General features: G+C 38.0%; 10 protein-coding genes, 45 tRNA genes, 4 rRNA genes, 1 other RNA gene and 1 other annotated feature. Of the genes, 1 reads left to right on the top strand and 59 read right to left on the bottom strand.

Annotated features, from left to right (window positions below):
- Nucleotides 1-196 precede the first annotated feature (196 nt).
- The 48 genes from ACTG48_RS00395 to ACTG48_RS00160 form a co-directional block, all read right to left on the bottom strand.
- On the bottom strand, nucleotides 197-610 hold the full coding sequence (locus tag ACTG48_RS00395; protein WP_021382496.1) for a hypothetical protein: 414 nt from the start codon (nucleotides 608-610) through the stop codon (nucleotides 197-199).
- A 75-nt stretch (nucleotides 611-685) separates the two neighbouring features.
- A tRNA-Val gene (locus tag ACTG48_RS00390) sits at nucleotides 686-761 on the bottom strand.
- Nucleotides 762-773: 12 nt separating this feature from the next.
- Nucleotides 774-850 (bottom strand) — tRNA-Arg (locus tag ACTG48_RS00385).
- Between the two features lie 9 nt (nucleotides 851-859).
- Nucleotides 860-933, bottom strand: a tRNA-Cys gene (locus ACTG48_RS00380).
- A 7-nt stretch (nucleotides 934-940) separates the two neighbouring features.
- Nucleotides 941-1,016: transfer RNA gene (locus tag ACTG48_RS00375), tRNA-Lys, on the bottom strand.
- An 8-nt stretch (nucleotides 1,017-1,024) separates the two neighbouring features.
- Nucleotides 1,025-1,101, bottom strand: a tRNA-His gene (locus ACTG48_RS00370).
- Between the two features lie 20 nt (nucleotides 1,102-1,121).
- Nucleotides 1,122-1,198 (bottom strand) — tRNA-Ile (locus ACTG48_RS00365).
- A gap of 14 nt (nucleotides 1,199-1,212) precedes the next feature.
- A tRNA-Met gene (locus tag ACTG48_RS00360) sits at nucleotides 1,213-1,286 on the bottom strand.
- 6 nt (nucleotides 1,287-1,292) lie between these two features.
- A tRNA-Phe gene (locus tag ACTG48_RS00355) sits at nucleotides 1,293-1,368 on the bottom strand.
- Between the two features lie 3 nt (nucleotides 1,369-1,371).
- Nucleotides 1,372-1,460, bottom strand: a tRNA-Ser gene (locus ACTG48_RS00350).
- Nucleotides 1,461-1,462: 2 nt separating this feature from the next.
- Nucleotides 1,463-1,538 (bottom strand) — tRNA-Lys (locus ACTG48_RS00345).
- A gap of 8 nt (nucleotides 1,539-1,546) precedes the next feature.
- Nucleotides 1,547-1,622, bottom strand: a tRNA-Gln gene (locus tag ACTG48_RS00340).
- Nucleotides 1,623-1,631: 9 nt separating this feature from the next.
- Nucleotides 1,632-1,708 (bottom strand) — tRNA-Arg (locus ACTG48_RS00335).
- Between the two features lie 24 nt (nucleotides 1,709-1,732).
- Nucleotides 1,733-1,807: transfer RNA gene (locus ACTG48_RS00330), tRNA-Gly, on the bottom strand.
- Nucleotides 1,808-1,831: 24 nt separating this feature from the next.
- Nucleotides 1,832-1,915 (bottom strand) — tRNA-Leu (locus tag ACTG48_RS00325).
- 9 nt (nucleotides 1,916-1,924) lie between these two features.
- Nucleotides 1,925-2,009: transfer RNA gene (locus ACTG48_RS00320), tRNA-Tyr, on the bottom strand.
- Between the two features lie 14 nt (nucleotides 2,010-2,023).
- Nucleotides 2,024-2,098 (bottom strand) — tRNA-Thr (locus ACTG48_RS00315).
- A gap of 11 nt (nucleotides 2,099-2,109) precedes the next feature.
- Nucleotides 2,110-2,186: transfer RNA gene (locus ACTG48_RS00310), tRNA-Asp, on the bottom strand.
- Nucleotides 2,187-2,191: 5 nt separating this feature from the next.
- A tRNA-Val gene (locus ACTG48_RS00305) sits at nucleotides 2,192-2,267 on the bottom strand.
- A 5-nt stretch (nucleotides 2,268-2,272) separates the two neighbouring features.
- Nucleotides 2,273-2,346: transfer RNA gene (locus ACTG48_RS00300), tRNA-Gly, on the bottom strand.
- 9 nt (nucleotides 2,347-2,355) lie between these two features.
- Nucleotides 2,356-2,430, bottom strand: a tRNA-Glu gene (locus tag ACTG48_RS00295).
- A 15-nt stretch (nucleotides 2,431-2,445) separates the two neighbouring features.
- Nucleotides 2,446-2,521 (bottom strand) — tRNA-Met (locus ACTG48_RS00290).
- 15 nt (nucleotides 2,522-2,536) lie between these two features.
- Nucleotides 2,537-2,622 (bottom strand) — tRNA-Leu (locus ACTG48_RS00285).
- Nucleotides 2,623-2,627: 5 nt separating this feature from the next.
- Nucleotides 2,628-2,702: transfer RNA gene (locus ACTG48_RS00280), tRNA-Asn, on the bottom strand.
- Between the two features lie 6 nt (nucleotides 2,703-2,708).
- Nucleotides 2,709-2,782 (bottom strand) — tRNA-Cys (locus ACTG48_RS00275).
- Between the two features lie 7 nt (nucleotides 2,783-2,789).
- Nucleotides 2,790-2,865 (bottom strand) — tRNA-Lys (locus tag ACTG48_RS00270).
- 8 nt (nucleotides 2,866-2,873) lie between these two features.
- A tRNA-His gene (locus ACTG48_RS00265) sits at nucleotides 2,874-2,950 on the bottom strand.
- Between the two features lie 6 nt (nucleotides 2,951-2,956).
- A tRNA-Pro gene (locus ACTG48_RS00260) sits at nucleotides 2,957-3,033 on the bottom strand.
- Between the two features lie 22 nt (nucleotides 3,034-3,055).
- A tRNA-Ile gene (locus ACTG48_RS00255) sits at nucleotides 3,056-3,132 on the bottom strand.
- Nucleotides 3,133-3,146: 14 nt separating this feature from the next.
- Nucleotides 3,147-3,220, bottom strand: a tRNA-Met gene (locus tag ACTG48_RS00250).
- Nucleotides 3,221-3,226: 6 nt separating this feature from the next.
- Nucleotides 3,227-3,302, bottom strand: a tRNA-Phe gene (locus ACTG48_RS00245).
- A 3-nt stretch (nucleotides 3,303-3,305) separates the two neighbouring features.
- Nucleotides 3,306-3,394 (bottom strand) — tRNA-Ser (locus ACTG48_RS00240).
- Nucleotides 3,395-3,410: 16 nt separating this feature from the next.
- A tRNA-Lys gene (locus tag ACTG48_RS00235) sits at nucleotides 3,411-3,483 on the bottom strand.
- Nucleotides 3,484-3,492: 9 nt separating this feature from the next.
- Nucleotides 3,493-3,568: transfer RNA gene (locus ACTG48_RS00230), tRNA-Gln, on the bottom strand.
- 7 nt (nucleotides 3,569-3,575) lie between these two features.
- Nucleotides 3,576-3,652, bottom strand: a tRNA-Arg gene (locus ACTG48_RS00225).
- Nucleotides 3,653-3,682: 30 nt separating this feature from the next.
- A tRNA-Leu gene (locus tag ACTG48_RS00220) sits at nucleotides 3,683-3,766 on the bottom strand.
- Between the two features lie 10 nt (nucleotides 3,767-3,776).
- Nucleotides 3,777-3,861, bottom strand: a tRNA-Tyr gene (locus ACTG48_RS00215).
- A 14-nt stretch (nucleotides 3,862-3,875) separates the two neighbouring features.
- Nucleotides 3,876-3,950, bottom strand: a tRNA-Thr gene (locus tag ACTG48_RS00210).
- A gap of 12 nt (nucleotides 3,951-3,962) precedes the next feature.
- Nucleotides 3,963-4,039: transfer RNA gene (locus ACTG48_RS00205), tRNA-Asp, on the bottom strand.
- A 5-nt stretch (nucleotides 4,040-4,044) separates the two neighbouring features.
- A tRNA-Val gene (locus ACTG48_RS00200) sits at nucleotides 4,045-4,120 on the bottom strand.
- A 5-nt stretch (nucleotides 4,121-4,125) separates the two neighbouring features.
- A tRNA-Gly gene (locus ACTG48_RS00195) sits at nucleotides 4,126-4,199 on the bottom strand.
- A 9-nt stretch (nucleotides 4,200-4,208) separates the two neighbouring features.
- A tRNA-Glu gene (locus ACTG48_RS00190) sits at nucleotides 4,209-4,283 on the bottom strand.
- A gap of 15 nt (nucleotides 4,284-4,298) precedes the next feature.
- Nucleotides 4,299-4,374, bottom strand: a tRNA-Met gene (locus ACTG48_RS00185).
- Between the two features lie 15 nt (nucleotides 4,375-4,389).
- Nucleotides 4,390-4,475, bottom strand: a tRNA-Leu gene (locus ACTG48_RS00180).
- Nucleotides 4,476-4,480: 5 nt separating this feature from the next.
- A tRNA-Asn gene (locus ACTG48_RS00175) sits at nucleotides 4,481-4,555 on the bottom strand.
- A 6-nt stretch (nucleotides 4,556-4,561) separates the two neighbouring features.
- Nucleotides 4,562-4,678, bottom strand: a 5S ribosomal RNA gene (gene rrf / locus ACTG48_RS00170).
- 182 nt (nucleotides 4,679-4,860) lie between these two features.
- Nucleotides 4,861-7,757: ribosomal RNA gene (locus tag ACTG48_RS00165) — 23S ribosomal RNA — on the bottom strand.
- 282 nt (nucleotides 7,758-8,039) lie between these two features.
- A 16S ribosomal RNA gene (locus ACTG48_RS00160) occupies nucleotides 8,040-9,542 on the bottom strand.
- Together the 16S, 23S and 5S rRNA genes with 44 tRNA genes alongside form the textbook arrangement of a ribosomal RNA operon.
- A 508-nt stretch (nucleotides 9,543-10,050) precedes the next feature.
- Between ACTG48_RS00160 and ugtA the strand changes: the two genes are divergently transcribed.
- A complete protein-coding gene (gene ugtA, locus ACTG48_RS00155) occupies nucleotides 10,051-11,256 on the top strand; it encodes a glycolipid MHDRG biosynthesis glycosyltransferase UgtA (protein WP_021382451.1) in 1,206 nt (401 codons plus the stop codon).
- Between the two features lie 68 nt (nucleotides 11,257-11,324).
- Here ugtA and ACTG48_RS00150 read toward each other — a convergent pair whose 3' ends face one another.
- From ACTG48_RS00150 to rrf (ACTG48_RS00100), 11 genes are all read right to left on the bottom strand, one after another.
- A complete protein-coding gene (locus ACTG48_RS00150) occupies nucleotides 11,325-11,546 on the bottom strand; it encodes a hypothetical protein (protein WP_021382448.1) in 222 nt (73 codons plus the stop codon).
- A gap of 141 nt (nucleotides 11,547-11,687) precedes the next feature.
- Nucleotides 11,688-12,287, bottom strand: a complete 600-nt coding sequence (gene recR, locus ACTG48_RS00145; protein ID WP_479917853.1) for a recombination mediator RecR — start codon at nucleotides 12,285-12,287, stop codon at nucleotides 11,688-11,690.
- A gap of 12 nt (nucleotides 12,288-12,299) precedes the next feature.
- Nucleotides 12,300-12,650: a YbaB/EbfC family nucleoid-associated protein gene (locus tag ACTG48_RS00140; RefSeq protein WP_021382454.1), complete on the bottom strand. Its 351-nt coding sequence runs from the start codon at nucleotides 12,648-12,650 to the stop codon at nucleotides 12,300-12,302.
- Nucleotides 12,651-12,708: 58 nt separating this feature from the next.
- Entirely contained in the window at nucleotides 12,709-14,346 is a 1,638-nt protein-coding gene (gene dnaX, locus ACTG48_RS00135) for a DNA polymerase III subunit gamma/tau (protein WP_479917852.1), read from the bottom strand.
- 76 nt (nucleotides 14,347-14,422) lie between these two features.
- Nucleotides 14,423-14,687: signal recognition particle sRNA large type (gene ffs, locus ACTG48_RS00130), an RNA gene on the bottom strand.
- Between the two features lie 37 nt (nucleotides 14,688-14,724).
- Nucleotides 14,725-14,816, bottom strand: a tRNA-Ser gene (locus ACTG48_RS00125).
- Entirely contained in the window at nucleotides 14,817-15,272 is a 456-nt protein-coding gene (locus ACTG48_RS00120) for a nucleoside deaminase (protein ID WP_479917851.1), read from the bottom strand.
- Nucleotides 15,273-15,598: 326 nt separating this feature from the next.
- Complete coding sequence (gene serS, locus ACTG48_RS00115; protein WP_479917850.1) at nucleotides 15,599-16,870, bottom strand: serine--tRNA ligase; 1,272 nt, start codon at nucleotides 16,868-16,870, stop codon at nucleotides 15,599-15,601.
- Between the two features lie 124 nt (nucleotides 16,871-16,994).
- Nucleotides 16,995-17,200 (bottom strand) — a binding site (T-box leader).
- 127 nt (nucleotides 17,201-17,327) lie between these two features.
- Nucleotides 17,328-18,209, bottom strand: a complete 882-nt coding sequence (locus ACTG48_RS00110; protein ID WP_479917849.1) for a mechanosensitive ion channel family protein — start codon at nucleotides 18,207-18,209, stop codon at nucleotides 17,328-17,330.
- Nucleotides 18,210-18,220: 11 nt separating this feature from the next.
- A complete protein-coding gene (locus ACTG48_RS00105) occupies nucleotides 18,221-18,730 on the bottom strand; it encodes a 3H domain-containing protein (protein ID WP_479917848.1) in 510 nt (169 codons plus the stop codon).
- Between the two features lie 126 nt (nucleotides 18,731-18,856).
- Nucleotides 18,857-18,973: ribosomal RNA gene (rrf, locus tag ACTG48_RS00100) — 5S ribosomal RNA — on the bottom strand.
- Nucleotides 18,974-19,021 lie beyond the last annotated feature (48 nt).

Here is a 19,021-nt window from a genome sequence, read left to right as displayed (position 1 = left end):
ATAAATATAAGTAATTTTTAGACTGTGTAAACTCAATTTACCTCACTAAAATTAAGGCATTTTTTATGGAATTTCAGGGAAATTTATGTGAAAATTTCTACAATTGACTTGATTTTATACTGTTTTTTCTTATGTTTACATAATTATTTTCATCTTTACGTAAGATTTTATATATTTTTTTAATATCGTTCATACCCTAATCTATTTGTCTAGATACCCTCTTCACTACATCTGAAAGTTTTAAATGACCTAAATCCGCATAAGCTATAGCCAAGATTATTTTTACGACTCCATCTACCTCATCTAATTTATATGCTCTAGCATTTATTATTGTGTATTTTGGCATAAATTCTTCTAAATCTAGTGCAAGTTCATCAGATAAAGTCATATATTCATCAAATTTTTCTTCATCAGATAAGTTAACAGAATCATATTGTTCGCTTATAATAGTATCTAAGTAATTCAAATCTATACTCAACTGATATGCAATTACGTCTTCCCTTTTTGTACTTTTACTTAAATCTTTTTCAACTTTAAATTTGCTATTTTTATCTATAGTTAATTTTAGTTCTTCGCTATCAACTATTTCATTTCCTATTATTATATACAAGTTTCTTACCTCCTAAATATGAAAACTTTTTTAATCAAAAATAAAACCTCTAGTAAAATTACTAGAGGTTTGCACTGGTGGGATTAACAGGGCTCGAACCTGTGACCCCCTGCTTGTAAGGCAGGTGCTCTCCCAGCTGAGCTATAATCCCTCGATGTTTATATGGTGCGCCCAAAGGGACTCGAACCCCTAACCTTCTGATTCGTAGTCAGACACTCTATCCAGTTGAGCTATGAGCGCATTTTTTATTGGAGGCGACACCCAGATTCGAACTGGGGATCAAGGAGTTGCAGTCCACTGCCTTACCACTTGGCTATGTCGCCACCTTTTTGGTGATCTATCCGCGACTCGAACGCGGGACACCCTGATTAAAAGTCAGGTGCTCTACCGACTGAGCTAATAGACCATATTAGTTGGGGTGGATAATGAGAGTCGAACTCACGACCTCCAGAGCCACAATCTGGCGCTCTAACCAACTGAGCTATACCCACCATGTATTCATAATTTAATGTGGTGGGCCATCAGGGACTCGAACCCCAGACCTACCGGTTATGAGCCGGGCGCTCTAACCAACTGAGCTAATGGCCCACATTAAATTTTAGTAGCGGTAATAGGAGTCGAACCTATGACCTTTCGGGTATGAACCGAACGCTCTAGCCAACTAAGCTATACCGCCATACTTTGGTGCCCAGAGGCGGAATCGAACCACCGACACGGGGATTTTCAGTCCCCTGCTCTACCGACTGAGCTATCTGGGCATCTGGCGGAGAGGGTGGGATTCGAACCCACGGCCCCTTTCGAAGTCACTGGTTTTCAAGACCAGCTCCTTAAACCACTCGGACACCTCTCCATTGGTGATCTATCCGCGACTCGAACGCGGGACACCCTGATTAAAAGTCAGGTGCTCTACCGACTGAGCTAATAGACCATGTTATTTGGCTGGGGATGCAGGACTCGAACCTACGCATACATGAGTCAAAGTCATGTGCCTTACCGACTTGGCTAATCCCCAATATATATGTGGTGAGCGCACAGGGATTCGAACCCCGGACACACGCCTTAGAAGGGCGTTGCTCTATCCAGCTGAGCTATGCACCCACATTACAATATAAACACAAAATTTGGAGCGGGAAACGAGATTCGAACTCGCGACTTCAACCTTGGCAAGGTTGCGCTCTACCACTGAACTATTCCCGCTCGTTTATTAAATTAAATAAAAAATGGTGCGGATGAAGGGAGTCGAACCCCCACGCCAATGGCGCTAGATCCTAAGTCTAGTGCGTCTGCCAATTCCGCCACATCCGCGCATTTTTTTGGTGGAGGATGGTGGATTCGAACCACCGAAGTCGATGACAACAGATTTACAGTCTGCCCCCTTTGGCCGCTCGGGAAATCCTCCGTATTAATTTTACATGGAGCTGGTGATAGGAATCGAACCTACAACCTGCTGATTACAAGTCAGCTGCTCTACCGTTGAGCCACACCAGCATTTTTTGTTTTGGCGACCTGGAAGGGGTTCGAACCCTCGACCTCCAGCGTGACAGGCTGGCATTCTAACCAACTGAACTACCAGGCCGCAAATGGTGGGACCAACAGGGCTCGAACCTGTGACCCCCTGCTTGTAAGGCAGGTGCTCTCCCAGCTGAGCTATGGTCCCATTTTTGGAGCGGGTGAAGGGGATCGAACCCTCACAGCTGGCTTGGAAGGCCAGAACTCTACCATTGAGCTACACCCGCATATTTAATTGGTGACTCGTAGGGGAATTGAACCCCTGTTACCGCCGTGAAAGGGCGGTGTCTTAACCTCTTGACCAACGAGCCATTTTAATATTTTAATGGTTGCGGAGGCAGGACTCGAACCTACGACCTTCGGGTTATGAGCCCGACGAGCTGCCAACTGCTCCACTCCGCGATATTGTTTTATAAGTGCCGAAGACCGGAATCGAACCGGTACGAGAGGTAAGTCCCGCAGGATTTTAAGTCCTGTGCGTCTGCCAGTTCCGCCACTTCGGCTTTTTTGGCTCCAAGGGTGGGGCTCGAACCCACAGCCTACCGGTTAACAGCCGGTTGCTCCACCGTTGAGCTACCTTGGAATATATTGGAGGCGACACCCAGATTCGAACTGGGGATCAAGGAGTTGCAGTCCACTGCCTTACCACTTGGCTATGTCGCCGCCTTTTTGGTGATCTATCCGCGACTCGAACGCGGGACACCCTGATTAAAAGTCAGGTGCTCTACCGACTGAGCTAATAGACCATATTAGTTGGGGTGGATAATGAGAGTCGAACTCACGACCTCCAGAGCCACAATCTGGCGCTCTAACCAACTGAGCTATACCCACCTTAATTGGTCGAGGTGAAGGGACTCGAACCCCCGGCCCCATGGTCCCAAACCATGTGCGCTACCAAACTGCGCTACACCTCGAAGTTATTTAATTAATTTAATGTGGTGGGCCATCAGGGACTCGAACCCCAGACCTACCGGTTATGAGCCGGGCGCTCTAACCAACTGAGCTAATGGCCCACATTAAATTTTAGTAGCGGTAATAGGAGTCGAACCTATGACCTTTCGGGTATGAACCGAACGCTCTAGCCAACTAAGCTATACCGCCATATTTTGGTGCCCAGAGGCGGAATCGAACCACCGACACGGGGATTTTCAGTCCCCTGCTCTACCGACTGAGCTATCTGGGCATTTGGCGGAGAGGGTGGGATTCGAACCCACGGCCCCTTTCGAAGTCACTGGTTTTCAAGACCAGCTCCTTAAACCACTCGGACACCTCTCCATATTCTACTTCACAATGATTCATCCGAGGATCGAACTCGGGACACCCTGATTAAGAGTCAGGTGCTCTGCCAGCTGAGCTAATGAACCTAATTTTAATGGCTGGGGATGCAGGACTCGAACCTACGCATACATGAGTCAAAGTCATGTGCCTTACCGACTTGGCTAATCCCCAATATATGTGGTGAGCGCACAGGGATTCGAACCCCGGACACACGCCTTAGAAGGGCGTTGCTCTATCCAGCTGAGCTATGCACCCACAATTATATATGTACAAATCAAATAAAAATGGTGCGGATGAAGGGAGTCGAACCCCCACGCCAATGGCGCTAGATCCTAAGTCTAGTGCGTCTGCCAATTCCGCCACATCCGCGCATTTTTTTTGGTGGAGGATGGTGGATTCGAACCACCGAAGTCGATGACAACAGATTTACAGTCTGCCCCCTTTGGCCGCTCGGGAAATCCTCCGTATTAATTTTACATGGAGCTGGTGATAGGAATCGAACCTACAACCTGCTGATTACAAGTCAGCTGCTCTACCGTTGAGCCACACCAGCATTTTTTTGTTTTGGCGACCTGGAAGGGGTTCGAACCCTCGACCTCCAGCGTGACAGGCTGGCATTCTAACCAACTGAACTACCAGGCCGCAAATGGTGGGACCAACAGGGCTCGAACCTGTGACCCCCTGCTTGTAAGGCAGGTGCTCTCCCAGCTGAGCTATGGTCCCATTTTTGGAGCGGGTGAAGGGGATCGAACCCTCACAGCTGGCTTGGAAGGCCAGAACTCTACCATTGAGCTACACCCGCATATTTAATTGGTGACTCGTAGGGGAATTGAACCCCTGTTACCGCCGTGAAAGGGCGGTGTCTTAACCTCTTGACCAACGAGCCATTTTAATATTTTAATGGTTGCGGAGGCAGGACTCGAACCTACGACCTTCGGGTTATGAGCCCGACGAGCTGCCAACTGCTCCACTCCGCGATATTGTTTTATAAGTGCCGAAGACCGGAATCGAACCGGTACGAGAGGTAAGTCCCGCAGGATTTTAAGTCCTGTGCGTCTGCCAGTTCCGCCACTTCGGCTTTTTTGGCTCCAAGGGTGGGGCTCGAACCCACAGCCTACCGGTTAACAGCCGGTTGCTCCACCGTTGAGCTACCTTGGAATATCCACGTGGCTATGTCCTACTCTCCCAGGCAGTTTCCCACCAAGTACCATCAGCGCTAAAGAGCTTAACTTCTGTGTTCGGAATGGGAACAGGTGTATCCTCTTTGCTATTATAACCACATATTGCCTATTTATAAGACAAGTATTATATTAACATCTTTATTTTTAAATGTCAATAGTTTTAAAGTACTAAATAGTAATTGTTTTTTATGATATATACCATATTAATTGAAGTTAGTACTTTACATAGAGTTAACACTCTAAAAACTACACATATATTTTACTGAATGAACATCAAATAATTTGGTCAAGTCCTCGACCTATTAGTATCGATAAGCTAAATACATTGCTGCACTTACACCTTCGACCTATCAACCAGATAGTCTTTCTGGGGTCTTACCCTTGCGGTGGGAAATCTTATCTTGAAGTTGGCTTCGCGCTTAGATGCTTTCAGCGCTTATCCATTCCGTACATAGCTACCCAGCCATGCCCTTGGCAGAACAACTGGTACACCAGAGGTACGTCCATCCCGGTCCTCTCGTACTAAGGACAGGTCTTCTCAAATTTCCTACGCCTGCGACGGATAGGGACCGAACTGTCTCACGACGTTCTGAACCCAGCTCGCGTACCACTTTAATGGGCGAACAGCCCAACCCTTGGGACCTACTACAGCCCCAGGATGTGATGAGCCGACATCGAGGTGCCAAACCTCCCCGTCGATGTGGACTCTTGGGGGAGATAAGCCTGTTATCCCCAGGGTAGCTTTTATCCGTTGAGCGATGGCCCTTCCACGCAGAACCACCGGATCACTAAGTCCGATTTTCATCCTTGCTCGACCTGTATGTCTTGCAATCAAGCTCTCTTTTGCCTTTACACTCTACGTACGATTTCCGACCGTACTGAGAGAACCTTTGAGCGCCTCCGTTACCTTTTGGGAGGCGACCGCCCCAGTCAAACTGCCCACCTGACAGTGTCCCAAGACCAGATTCATGGCCTATGGTTAGAGTCCCAGTACTACAAGGGTGGTATCCCAAGGATGGCTCCGCCAAAACTGGCGTCCTGGTTTCAAAGCCTCCCACCTATCCTGTACATGTAGTACCAAGACCCAATGTCAAGCTACAGTAAAGCTCCATGGGGTCTTTCCGTCCTGTCGCAGGTATCCGGCATCTTCACCGGAATTACAATTTCACCGAGTCTGTTGTTGAGACAGTGCCCAAATCGTTACGCCTTTCGTGCGGGTCGGAACTTACCCGACAAGGAATTTCGCTACCTTAGGACCGTTATAGTTACGGCCGCCGTTTACTGGGGCTTAAGTTCACTGCTTCGATTGCTCTAACAGATCCCCTTAACCTTCCAGCACCGGGCAGGCGTCAGCTCCTATACATCGTCTTGCGACTTAGCAGAAACCTATGTTTTTGGTAAACAGTCGCTTGGGCCTATTCTCTGCGGCCACCGGATGGTGGCACCCCTTATCCCTAAGTTACGGGGTCATTTTGCCGAGTTCCTTAACAACAGTTCTCTCGCGGGCCTTAGGATACTCTCCTCACCCACCTGTGTCGGTTTGCGGTACGGGTACCTTTAACCTCGATAGAGACTTTTCTTGACAGTGTGAAATCAGCTACTTCGCTACTAAACTTCGCTCCCCATCACATCCCAGCATTATCAAAGCGGATTTACCTACTCTGACTGCCTCAATGCTTGGGCACACATAACCAACAGTGTGCTTAGCTTATCCTACTGTGTCATCCCATCTCTCAAACGGTTATCGGTAGTACAGGAATATCAACCTGTTGTCCATCACCTACGCCTTTCGGCCTCAGCTTAGGTCCCGACTAACCCAGGGCGGACGAACCTTCCCCTGGAAACCTTGGGTTTACGGCCTGTGGGATTCTCACCCACATCTCGCTACTCATGCCAACATTCTCACTCCCATACTGTCCACATGTCCTTACGGTCATGCTTCAACCCGTATGGGAAGCTCCCCTACCCATCATAATGATGCCGTAGCTTCGGTAGTAAGTTTTAGCCCCGGAAATCTTCGGCGCAGGATCACTCGACCAGTGAGCTATTACGCACTCTTTGAATGAGTGGCTGCTTCTAAGCCAACATCCTGGTTGTCTGTGCAATCCCACATCCTTTACCACTTAACTTACATTTAGGGACCTTAGCTGACGATCTGGGCTGTTGCCCTTTCGACTATGAATCTTATCACCCACAGTCTGACTCCCAAGTATAAGATGACGGCATTCGGAGTTTGATAGTCTTCGGTAGGTGCAATACCCCCTAGGACATTCAGTGCTCTACCTCCGTATCTCTCACCTTGAGGCTAGCCCTAAAGCTATTTCGGGGAGAACCAGCTATCTCCGGGCTCGATTGGAATTTCACCGCTACCCACAAGTCATCCCCGAGCTTTTCAACGCTCGTGGGTTCGGACCTCCACGAAATTTTACTTTCGCTTCATCCTGCTCATGGGTAGGTCGCCCGGTTTCGGGTCTACGTCAAGTAACTGAACGCTCAGTTAAAACTCGCTTTCGCTACGGCTCCACACCTTAAGTGCTTAACCTTGCTACTTAACGTAACTCGTTGGCCCGTTCTACAAAAAGTACGCGGTCACACAAGAAATGTGCTTCCACAGCTTGTAAGTGCAGGGTTTCAGGTTCTATTTCACTCCCCTCCCGGGGTTCTTTTCACCTTTCCCTCACGGTACTATACGCTATCGGTCACTAGGTAGTATTTAGCCTTGGAGGGTGGTCCCTCCTGCTTCCCACAGGGTTTCACGTGTCCCGTGGTACTCTGGATCATATCTGAAGTCTTCTCGTTTAACATACAGGACTATTACCTTCTGTGGTGGGTCTTTCCAAACCTCTTCAATTACGATACCTCTTCGTTATGATATGTCCGCAACCCCAATAAAGAAAACTTTATTGGTTTGGGCTATTCCGCGTTCGCTCGCCGCTACTTACGGAATCGAATTTCTTTCTCTTCCTTCAGGTACTTAGATGTTTCAGTTCCCTGAGTTCCCCTCATTAAGCTATGTATTCACTTAATGATACTTAGACATTACTCTAAGTGAGTTTCCTCATTCGGAAATCTTCGGATCAAAGTTTACGTGCAACTCCCCGAAGCTTATCGCAGCTTATCACGTCCTTCATCGGCTCCTAGTGCCAAGGCATCCGCCCTGCACCCTTAATAACTTGACCAGTTAAAAAGGTTTGATAGATTAAAGTCTATCAACTTGATAATTTTAAAAAGTTATCAGCTTTATATATTACAAATTAGATGTCATATCACTAAATATATATGCAGTTTTCAAAGTGCTAACGCACAGCGCCAACGGATAAATCCCGTTGCTTAAAGTGCTAACGCACGTCGCCAACAAACAAACTTCGCATGCGCTCAGTTTATTCTGTTGCTTAAAGTGCTAATTTTGAGTATTCGTAAAAACGAACCCTCAAAATTAAACAGTAGGTAATTCTCCTTAGAAAGGAGGTGATCCAGCCGCACCTTCCGATACGGCTACCTTGTTACGACTTCACCCCAGTTATTGATTCCACCTTCGACGACTTCTTCCAAAAGGTTAGATAATCGGCTTCGGGCGTCTCCAACTCCCGTGGTGTGACGGGCGGTGTGTACAAGACCCGGGAACGCATTCACCGCAGCATTCTGATCTGCGATTACTAGTAACTCCAGCTTCATGTAGGCGAGTTTCAGCCTACAATCCGAACTGAGAGTAGCTTTAAGGGATTAGCTCCACCTTACGGCTTGGCAACCCTCTGTACTACCCATTGTAGCACGTGTGTAGCCCTAAGCATAAGGGGCATGATGATTTGACGTCATCCCCACCTTCCTCCAGGTTATCCCTGGCAGTCTCTCTAGAGTGCCCAACTTAATGATGGCAACTAAAGACAAGGGTTGCGCTCGTTGCGGGACTTAACCCAACATCTCACGACACGAGCTGACGACAACCATGCACCACCTGTCACCAATGTCCCCGAAGGGAAGTCTCCGATTAAGGAGATGTCATTGGGATGTCAAGCTTAGGTAAGGTTCTTCGCGTTGCTTCGAATTAAACCACATGCTCCGCTACTTGTGCGGGTCCCCGTCAATTCCTTTGAGTTTCACTCTTGCGAGCGTACTTCCCAGGCGGAGTACTTAATGCGTTAGCTGCGGCACCGAGGGGGGTAACCCCCGACACCTAGTACTCATCGTTTACAGCGTGGACTACCAGGGTATCTAATCCTGTTTGCTCCCCACGCTTTCGTGCCTCAGCGTCAGTTACAGTCCAGAGAGCCGCCTTCGCAACTGGTGTTCCTCCTAATATCTACGCATTTCACCGCTACACTAGGAATTCCACTCTCCTCTCCTGCACTCAAGTCTCCCAGTTTCAAGAGCTTACTACGGTTGAGCCGTAGCCTTTCACTCCTGACTTGAAAGACCGCCTACGCACCCTTTACGCCCAGTAAATCCGGATAACGCTAGCCCCCTACGTATTACCGCGGCTGCTGGCACGTAGTTAGCCGGGGCTTCCTCCTCAAGTACCGTCATTATCTTCCTTGAGGACAGAGTTTTACGACCCGAAGGCCTTCATCACTCACGCGGCGTTGCTGCATCAGGCTTTCGCCCATTGTGCAATATTCCCCACTGCTGCCTCCCGTAGGAGTTTGGACCGTGTCTCAGTTCCAATGTGGCCGATCACCCTCTCAGGTCGGCTACTGATCGTCGCCTTGGTAAGCCGTTACCTTACCAACTAGCTAATCAGACGCGGGTCCATCCTGTACTGGCTCACCTTTGATATTTAAGAGATGCCTCTCAAATATGTTATCCCGTATTAGCATACCTTTCGGTATGTTATCCGTGTGTACAGGGTAGGTTACCCACGCGTTACTCACCCGTCCGCCGCTCTTTACCGAAGTAAATCGCTCAACTTGCATGTGTTAGGCACGCCGCCAGCGTTCATCCTGAGCCAGGATCAAACTCTCAAATAAAAGTTTATCAGGCTCAGATACTATTGTTATCAAAATATCTGGCTTTATGGTTTGTTTCTTAATATAAATTAACCTACTGTTTAATTTTCAATGTTCGTGTTTATTTCTTTTTCCTTTTTTCAAGGACAAGTAATACTATATCACCTTTATTTATCTAAGTCAATATAATTTTTCATTTTTTTTAATTTTTTATTTATCATATATTTTTTATATTCAAATTTTTAAATTTAATACTGTTTAGAAGTGTTTATTTCATAAAACTAATATATATTCTATGCTCAATTTTCCTTTTTATTCTATAATTAAATTTTTTATTTATAATGGATATTTATAATAGCACATATTTTATAAGATTAATTTACATTTCTTTCACTTGTAATTTTTGTAATCTTGTATTAGATTAATATTAAAAAATAATTTATTAATAATTTGATTTACAATGACAATTTATATATATCAAAATATAATATCATACAAATACTATGCTACATTTTAGGAGGATTTTATTATGAGCAAAAAAGTATTAATAATGTCTGCTTCCACTGGTGGTGGACATAATAGAGCTGCTCTAGCTATTAAAGAAGAACTTACTTCCAAAACACTTGATGGAGAGCCAATTGAATGTGAAATAATAGATAGTTTAAAATTAGTTAATAACACAATGGATAAGATAATTTCAAGAGGATATGAAAAGTCTGCTATATATACCCCCAAAGCATATGGAAGTGTATATAGATTATCTGAAACGAATCTTTTATCAAAAAATGAATTTAAAGACAATTTAATAATAACATTTATGGCAAAAAAATTTAAAAAACTTATTAGAAGCACAAAGCCAGATTTGATTATAGGAACGCATCCTTTTCCAATGATTGCACTTAGTACATTGAAAAAAAACTTTAACTTACATAATAATGAATCCAATACTTATACAGAGTATTTTTATAAACATCATACAAATACTATCAATGTACCTCCACTTATTTCTGTATTAACTGATTATACTACGCATTCTACATGGATACAAAACGAAATTGATTATTATATAGTTGGTCATGAATATGTAAAAGAATTATTGGTATTTGATGGGGTTGAACCTAGTAAAATTAGAACTTTTGGAATTCCTGTTGAAAAATCATTTCTTTCTCACAGAGATAAAGAAATTGTTCTTTCTGAGTTGAATTTATCTCCTGATAAATTGACTGTTTTACTTATGGGTGGTAGTTTTGGAGCTGGAAATATAAAAGAAACATTAGATGAACTATTAGATACTGATAGAGATTTTCAGATACTTGTAATAACTGGTAGAAATGAAAGTTTAAAAGAAAAAATCGAAAAAAAACTTATGTCTCGTTCTCATAATAAAAATGTATGTGTTCTTGGATATACTAATAAAATGAATGATATTTTAGCTTCTATAGATGTCTTGGTAAGTAAACCTGGTGGTCTTACTACAACTGAAGCACTCTTAAAAGATGTGCCTATGATAGTTCCATATTATATACCTGGTCAAGAAGAAGAGAATCTAGATTTTTTATCTAATTGTGGTGCAGCACTTAGAACTACAAAAAAGTATAATTTATCAATATTATTAAAAGTTTTAATAGATGACCCAAGTAGGTTAGAAATGTTAAAAAGAAATATTAAATCAATAAGAAAATCAAATTCAGCCCAAAATATAGCTAATTTGATTTTAAGTATAATTTCTAATTAATAAAATAAATAAAATCCCTATAGTATATATTATCTATTAGGGATTTTTTATTTTCTAATTATTTAATATTAAATTGGTTCATAAAAGTCTTCTTCATAATCATACTGATAGTTTTTATAATTATTTCTGAATTCAGTATTTTTGTTTCGTACACTTTTCTTGGTTTTTTTCTTATTAGAAAAGTTTATATCATCAAAATCATCATATTTAGGTTTATCTTTTGATTTCATTTTTTTAACTCTTTTTTCTTTCATTGCATTATGTTCTTCTAAGTTCATAATTGGTTTCATGTTGCACCCCTATCAAAATTTTTAAATGATTTATACAACAAATTATACAATACAGAAGAAATTTATTCAACAAATCTAAATCAAAATTAATTTGAAATTAACACCAAAAAATTACAAAAATCGAGGTATTAACCTCGATTTTTATATCTCTCTTCTACCTTCTAATGCTTTTGATATTGTAACTTCATCTGCATACTCTAAATCTCCTCCAACAGGAAGACCATGAGCTATCCTAGTAACTTTAATTCCCATTGGCTTTACTAATCTAGCAATATACATAGCTGTGGCTTCTCCTTCAATAGTAGGATTTGTTGCCATTATTATTTCTTTAACTTCTTGATTTCCAAGCCTTTGTATAAGTTCCTTTATTTTTAGCATATCTGGACCAATTCCATCCATTGGAGAAATTACTCCATTTAATACATGATAATGACCCTTAAACTCTCTCGTTCTCTCCATAGCTGCTACATCTCTTGGATCTTCTACAACACATATGACACTAGAGTCCCTATTTTTATTTGAACACATACTACATGGATCTGTATCTGTTATATTACAACAAATTGAACAATATCTTATTTCTCTTTTTGCATCTATAATCGCTTTAGATAAAGCTTCTACATCATTAGTATTCATACTAATAATATGAAATGCCAATCTTTGAGCAGTCTTTCTCCCCACTCCGGGAAGCTTTGAAAATTCTTCTATAAGTCTCGTTATTGGACCTGTATAAACTTGCATAAATATCACCTACTAGAATAACCCTGGTATATTCATACCTCCAGTTACCTTATTCATTTGATTTGCTTGTATATCATCAATATTTCTCAATGCTTGATTTATTGCACTTAAAACTAAATCTTGTAGCATTTCTATATCATCTGGGTCAACTACTTCTGGTTTAATAGTTATATCCAAAACTTCTTTCTTACCATTAACTTTTACAGTAACTGCTCCTCCGCCAACTGAAGCTTCTACTTCTTTATTTTCTAACTCTTGTTGAGCTTTTTGCATATTTTCTTGCATCTTTTGAGCCTGTTTTAATAAATTGTTCATATTTCCACCACCAGGCATCATTCCGCCTCCAAAACCTTTTTTAGCCATAAATACTATTCCTCCTAAACTTATTTTCATTTTATTATTATATCATAATAATATTTTATTATTTACTTTCATTTTCATCAATACTATCTTTTATTTCTAGTATCTCTTCATTTACTATGTTCTTTAAAATCTCTTCACCAATGTCTTTTTTCTCTTTAACTTCAAGATTTATATCTTTAACTTCTGATGTCAACACTATTTTCACATTAAAACTTCTATTTAAAACATCTCTTATTATTTTTTCTAGATAATTTATTGTATCTTGGGAGCTTAGTCTAGTTTTTGCAAAATCAAATTTATCATCAAATATAACGTATAACATATTAGAATATACATTAAAACTTTTTACCTCACTTAAAAGTGCATATATTGGCATTTTTTTATCTTTTTTAATTTGTTTAAGTATATTCTTCCAAGATGACTCTATAAGTATAACATCCTCATTTTTTACCTCTTCATAAACTACATTTTCTTTTTTTACATTTATGTCTCTATCTACATCATATTCTTTTTCTTTACTATTATCCTGTTTTGAAACTTTAAAGCTACCCAATTCAATCATTTTTTCTAAGTTTTCAACTCTTTTAATAAGAGCTTCTTTACTTTCATCAAACATTGGTTGAGCAATCTTCATCATAGTTATTTCCACCAAGACCCTTGGATTTGAAGATGACTTTATATCATCTTGAGTTGCTGATAACACATTTAAAATTCTTATTAAATCATTTATATCTATATCTTCAGATTGAAATTTAAGTTGTTCTATAGTTTCTTCTGGTAATGAAATTATTTCATCTAATTCTGATGATACTTTACATACCATTAAATTTCTAAAATGATCAATCAAATCATTTATAAGGTTTCTTATATCTTTTCCCCATAAAACAAATTCATTTAATATCTCAAGAGATTTTTTAGTATTTTGTTCTACAATACATTGAGACAATTCAAATAATTGTTCTATATTGACGCTTCCCATCAATTCAACAACATCTTTATAATCTATTTTATTCTCTCCAAATGACATACATTGGTCTAATATACTAAGAGCATCTCTAAGTGCTCCTTGAGAATTCCTAGATATTAAGTTAAGAGCTTTATCATCTATATCAATTCCTTCATCTTCACAAATCCTTTTCATTCTAAGAGTCATGTCCTTAACTGTAACTCTTTTGAAATCGTATCTTTGGCATCTCGATAAAATAGTTGCAGGTATCTTGTGAGGTTCAGTAGTAGCCAATATAAAGATTACATATGAGGGAGGCTCCTCTAATGTTTTTAATAGTGCATTAAAAGCTCCTTGAGACAACATATGAACCTCATCTATTATATATACTTTATATTTAGCATTAGCTGGAGAATATTTCACACTTTCTCTAAGTTCTCTTATATCATCTACACTGTTATTTGATGCTGCATCTATTTCTACAACATCCATTGTATTGTCCTTTAATATAGATTCACATATCTCACACTCATTACAAGGTTCTTCATTTATTTTATTTAAACAGTTAACTGCTCTAGAAAAAATCTTTGCAGTAGATGTCTTACCAGTACCTCTTGTACCGCAAAACAAATAAGCATGTCCTATATTATCATTGTATATTTGATTTTTTAAAGTCTTAATAATATGATCTTGACCAATAACGTCCTCAAACTTTTGTGGTCTATATGCTCTATATAATGCTTTATGCATCTTTTTACCTCTCTTTAGTAAAATTAATAAAAAAATCCCTCATTATCTAAGGGATTAGTCTTTTATATATTAAATGCTGTACACCATCTATCGACTTAATTCCATAGGCGTTACCAAAACAGTTAGCTCAACTTAGGCACCCCCGCGGCACACAAAAGTGATCACTTACCGCTGCTTCCTTCCGGATCTGACGGGGTTCATGAGCTTTCATTGCGCAGGACCTAAGCATCAACACCACTTATTTAGGGCGGCCCTACAGAAAATAAGCCTTTAGATGGAATTCAATCCTGCTATAGCGGATTGCAGGTTACAGGGCACCGCTACCTCCCCATCTAGTACAGCAAAATTACAACCATATTTAATTACTTTTATTGTTTCTGGCGGAGAGAGTGGGATTTGAACCCACGATACAGTTTTACCCATATACTCGCTTTCCAGGCGAGCGCCTTCGACCACTCGACCATCTCTCCTTAATCTCTTTTTCTTAATGCCTTAAAAAATTCTTGCAATATGATCGAGCATTCTTCTTGCAAAACATCAAAAGCCACTTTTACATTATTATTATTAAAATAATCTAATTTAAACTCATGCTGTTTTTCTATATATGAATTTTTTACATGTCTTGTCCCTATTATAAGCTTTTTTATTCTAGAATTAACTATTGCACCACTACACATTATGCAAGGTTCCATTGTAACATATAAATCACAATCAGTCAACCTCCAGCCACCTATTTTTTCTGATGCTTGTTTTATCGCCAACATTTCTGCATGAGCTGTAGAATCTTTTAATGTTTCTGTAAGGTTATGGGCTCTAGCTATTATTTCATTATCTTTAACTATAATAGCACCTATTGGTGTTTCTCTTTTATTATATGCTTTATATGCTTCCTTTAATGCTTCTTTCATATAAAATGAACTTTCCATAATTCCTCCCAAAACTTATAACAAACTTATCTTATCATAATTCATTTTATAATTCAACTTAATTTTATTTTGTTTATTTAATTATTAATAGATATAGCTATATTTTATTTAAATTAGTTCTAAAATAATCTTTATTCATTTACATAAGTGTTGATTTATAAAGATATTTAGTATTTTATGATAAACATTCTGTTATATAAATTGACATAAAAAAGCTATGAAATTTAATAATTATATTAATAATTTCATAGCCTTTTTAATTTATTGTTCATTCATAGTATATCTTTTATATTAAAATATCTTTCTACATATGATATTAAATAGAATTATCTTATAACATCAACACCCATATAAGGTCTTAATTCTTCTGGAACTACTACAGAACCATCTGCTTGCTGATAATTTTCTAATATAGCAGCTAAACATCTTCCTATAGCTAATCCAGAACCATTTAAAGTATGAACATATTCTGCTTTTGATTTTTTATCTCTTTTAAATCTTATTCCAGCTCTTCTAGCTTGGAAGTCTTCAAAGTTTGAACAAGAAGATATTTCTACATATCTATTGTAACTTGGCATCCAAACTTCTAAATCATATTTAAATGCAGCTGTGAATCCTAAATCTCCTGTACATATTTTTACAACTCTATATGGAAGACCTAACATTTGTAGCATAGTTTCAGCATCATGAGTTAATGATTCTAATTCATCATAAGAATCTTCTGGTTTAACAAATTTAACTAACTCAACTTTATTAAATTGATGTTGTCTAACTAAACCTCTTGTATCTCTTCCTGCTGAACCTGCTTCAGATCTAAAACAAGGAGTATATGCACAATATTTAATTGGAAGTTCTGCGACATCTAATATTTCATTAGCATGTATATTAGTAACAGGTACTTCAGCTGTTGGTATTAAGAAATACTCTAGTCCTTCTATCTTAAACATATCTTCTTCAAATTTAGGAAGTTGACCTGTACCTATAAAACTATTTCTATTAGCCATAAATGGAGGTAAAACTTCTGTATATCCATGTTTAGCTGTATGAGTATTTAAAAAGAAATTCATTAAAGATCTTTCTAGTCTAGCACCTAGACCTCTATATAGAGTAAACCTTGAACCAGTTATTTTTCCAGCTCTTTCAAAATCTAATATACCTAGACCAGTACCAATATCCCAATGTGCTTTATGCTCGAAATCAAATTTAGTAGGTTCTCCCCAAGTTCTTACTTGAACATTATCTTCATCTGTTTCGCCTTGTGGTACCTCAGGATGAGGAACATTTGGTATTCTCATCAATGTGTATTCCATTTTTGCTTCTACTTCTTTTACTTTTTCATCAATACCTTTTATCTTGTCTGATAACTCTTTTAATCTTGCTTTTTCTTCTGTTACATCTTTTCCTTCTTTTATTAATTGTGGTATATTTTTAGAATTTACATTTAATTCATTTTTCATAACTTCAACTTCTTGAAGTATTTCTCTTCTTTTATTATCTAATTCCACTACAGCATCAAGGTCAAATTCTTTTTCACCTCTTCTATCCATAGCTTTCTTGATATCATCTAAATTTTCTCTTATTCTTTTAATATCTAACATATTAATTCCTCCTAATAATTTTGATAATCTAAATTATAATTCCAATTAATTTACAAGTATTATAGCTATAAACCTTTAGTTTAAACAAATTTGAGAAATAAAAAAAGACCTCCGTTTACCCTATAAAAGGGACGAAAATCTTTTATCCGCGTTGCCACCCTAATTGATTATACTAAAGTGTATAATCCTCTCAGACCTATAACGTAGGTAAACGTCTAGCTTTAACTAGAAGCTCTAGAGTAGATTCAAAAACCATTGTAATGAGTTCTCACCATCCACTCATTCTCTGAATACAATCTGTTTTTTACTATTTTCCTTCACCGCTTTTTAACTAATTGTTTTATTTGATAATCATTATATTATATATATTAACATCTTTCAATACTATTATTCAAATTTTTTTAGAATTTTCTTTAATTTTTTATATTAAATTCATTTTTTTTATTTAATTAAAATTCTATCTTTTATCCATTGTATTTAAATTGCTTATATTATTAAATAACAATGAAGAAGGAACAAATGGAACTTTTATATTATTTTCATCAAATTTATTTTTGACTTTTTCCATTATATCAAAGTATACATCCCAGTAATCATCAGTTTTAACCCATGGTCTAGCAACTATTTGCATGGTATTATTTCCTATAGAGTTTAAACCTATTATAGGTTTTGGGTCATCTAATATTCTTTTTTCATTTGTAAAAATTTCATTCAATATAGACTTAACTACATCTATATCACTATCATAGGAAATATTATAAGAAAAATCTATTCTTCTTTTATTTTGATGTGTGTAATTAATTATATTATTACTTGTCAATTGAAAATTTGGTATAATTATGGTTTTATTATCTGGAGTTTTTAGAACAGTACTAAATATCTGTATATCAGAAACTGTACCTTCTACACCTGAACCTTGAATATAATCACCTATGTTAAATGGCTTAAAAAATAAAATAATCATACCTGAGCCTAGGTTTGATAATATTTCTTTAAATGCTAAACCTATACTAAATCCAGCAGCTCCTAATACAGCTACAACTGAAGTAGTTTGTATTCCTATAATTCCCAAACTTATCAATGATATAATAGATAGCATAGATATATATATTCCATATACAATGAAATTATTTACACCTTTACTCATTCCATATTTGATTAAAAACTTTGAAACCATCTTTCTTACTATCTTAGATATATAGATACCTATTACAAATACAATTATTGCATATATAATATTTGGTATATTATCACTAAAGTTATTAAGCATATTTTCTAAAGTTCTCTTAGTTATATTACTATTTGTTGAAGCAGTCTTAGCCAATGATAAAAAATTCATTTAACTCCTCCTTATGATAATATTCCTCTGTCCTCTAATTCTTTTGTTATAGCTTCTATAGTCTCTTCTTTTAGCGCCTCAACTGTATGAATATGACTACATTCTGTCAGAACTGATAACTGCTTAAATTCATTTGTCTCAACCTTCTTCATAAAATTATCTATATCCATCTTAGAATAAATGTTAAGTTCTGCAGTTATCTGACCATATGTTGGATGATTTACAATGACATCTTTTACAATCCCACCTAAATCTACAATAATCTTTAATTCATCGTAAATTTCTTTAGAGTTCTTGTGATTCTTACATTTTATTTGTTTTGTAAAATATGGTTGATTATATATTATATATCCTTGAGGTGTAGCTATTATTTCAAATCCTCTAGCTCTTATAAGGGCTATATCTTGTACTATTACTTGTCTACTTACATTTAATATCTCAGCTAGCATTCCACCTTTTACAGGGCACTTAGATTCTTTTAAAATATCTATTAATTTGCTTCTTCTTTCATCAGAATTCATATTACACCTTCTTTCTAAATCAAAAACTTTACCTATACTATATAATTCTATATTTTATCTTATTATAAATCAATATTGACTTTATATTCTATTTAATCTTAAATTTTATTGCAAATAAAAAAGATTACGTGGCTACGTCCTACTCTCCCAGGCAGTTTCCCACCAAGTACCATCAGCGCTAGAGAGCTTAACTTCTGTGTTCGGAATGGGAACAGGTGTATCCTCTCTGCTATTGTAACCACATAATCTCTATGCTTAATATATCTATTAAGTTATTAGAATCTAGTAATA

Source organism: Clostridioides sp. LIBA-6822, assembly GCF_056688955.1.
This window is presented reverse-complemented; position numbering and strand designations above follow the sequence as displayed.

Bases quoted from the DNA above. Each gene is read 5' to 3' on its own strand.
- dnaX (WP_479917852.1), bottom strand. From the start codon at position 14,346: ATGCATAAAGCATTATATAGAGCATATAGACCACAAAAGTTTGAGGAC.
- ugtA (WP_021382451.1), top strand. From the start codon at position 10,051: ATGAGCAAAAAAGTATTAATAATGTCTGCTTCCACTGGTGGTGGACAT.
- ACTG48_RS00150 (WP_021382448.1), bottom strand. From the start codon at position 11,546: ATGAAACCAATTATGAACTTAGAAGAACATAATGCAATGAAAGAAAAA.
- ACTG48_RS00110 (WP_479917849.1), bottom strand. From the start codon at position 18,209: ATGAATTTTTTATCATTGGCTAAGACTGCTTCAACAAATAGTAATATA.
- serS (WP_479917850.1), bottom strand. From the start codon at position 16,870: ATGTTAGATATTAAAAGAATAAGAGAAAATTTAGATGATATCAAGAAA.
- ACTG48_RS00140 (WP_021382454.1), bottom strand. From the start codon at position 12,650: ATGGCTAAAAAAGGTTTTGGAGGCGGAATGATGCCTGGTGGTGGAAAT.
- ACTG48_RS00105 (WP_479917848.1), bottom strand. From the start codon at position 18,730: ATGAATTCTGATGAAAGAAGAAGCAAATTAATAGATATTTTAAAAGAA.
- recR (WP_479917853.1), bottom strand. From the start codon at position 12,287: ATGCAAGTTTATACAGGTCCAATAACGAGACTTATAGAAGAATTTTCA.
- ACTG48_RS00120 (WP_479917851.1), bottom strand. From the start codon at position 15,272: ATGGAAAGTTCATTTTATATGAAAGAAGCATTAAAGGAAGCATATAAA.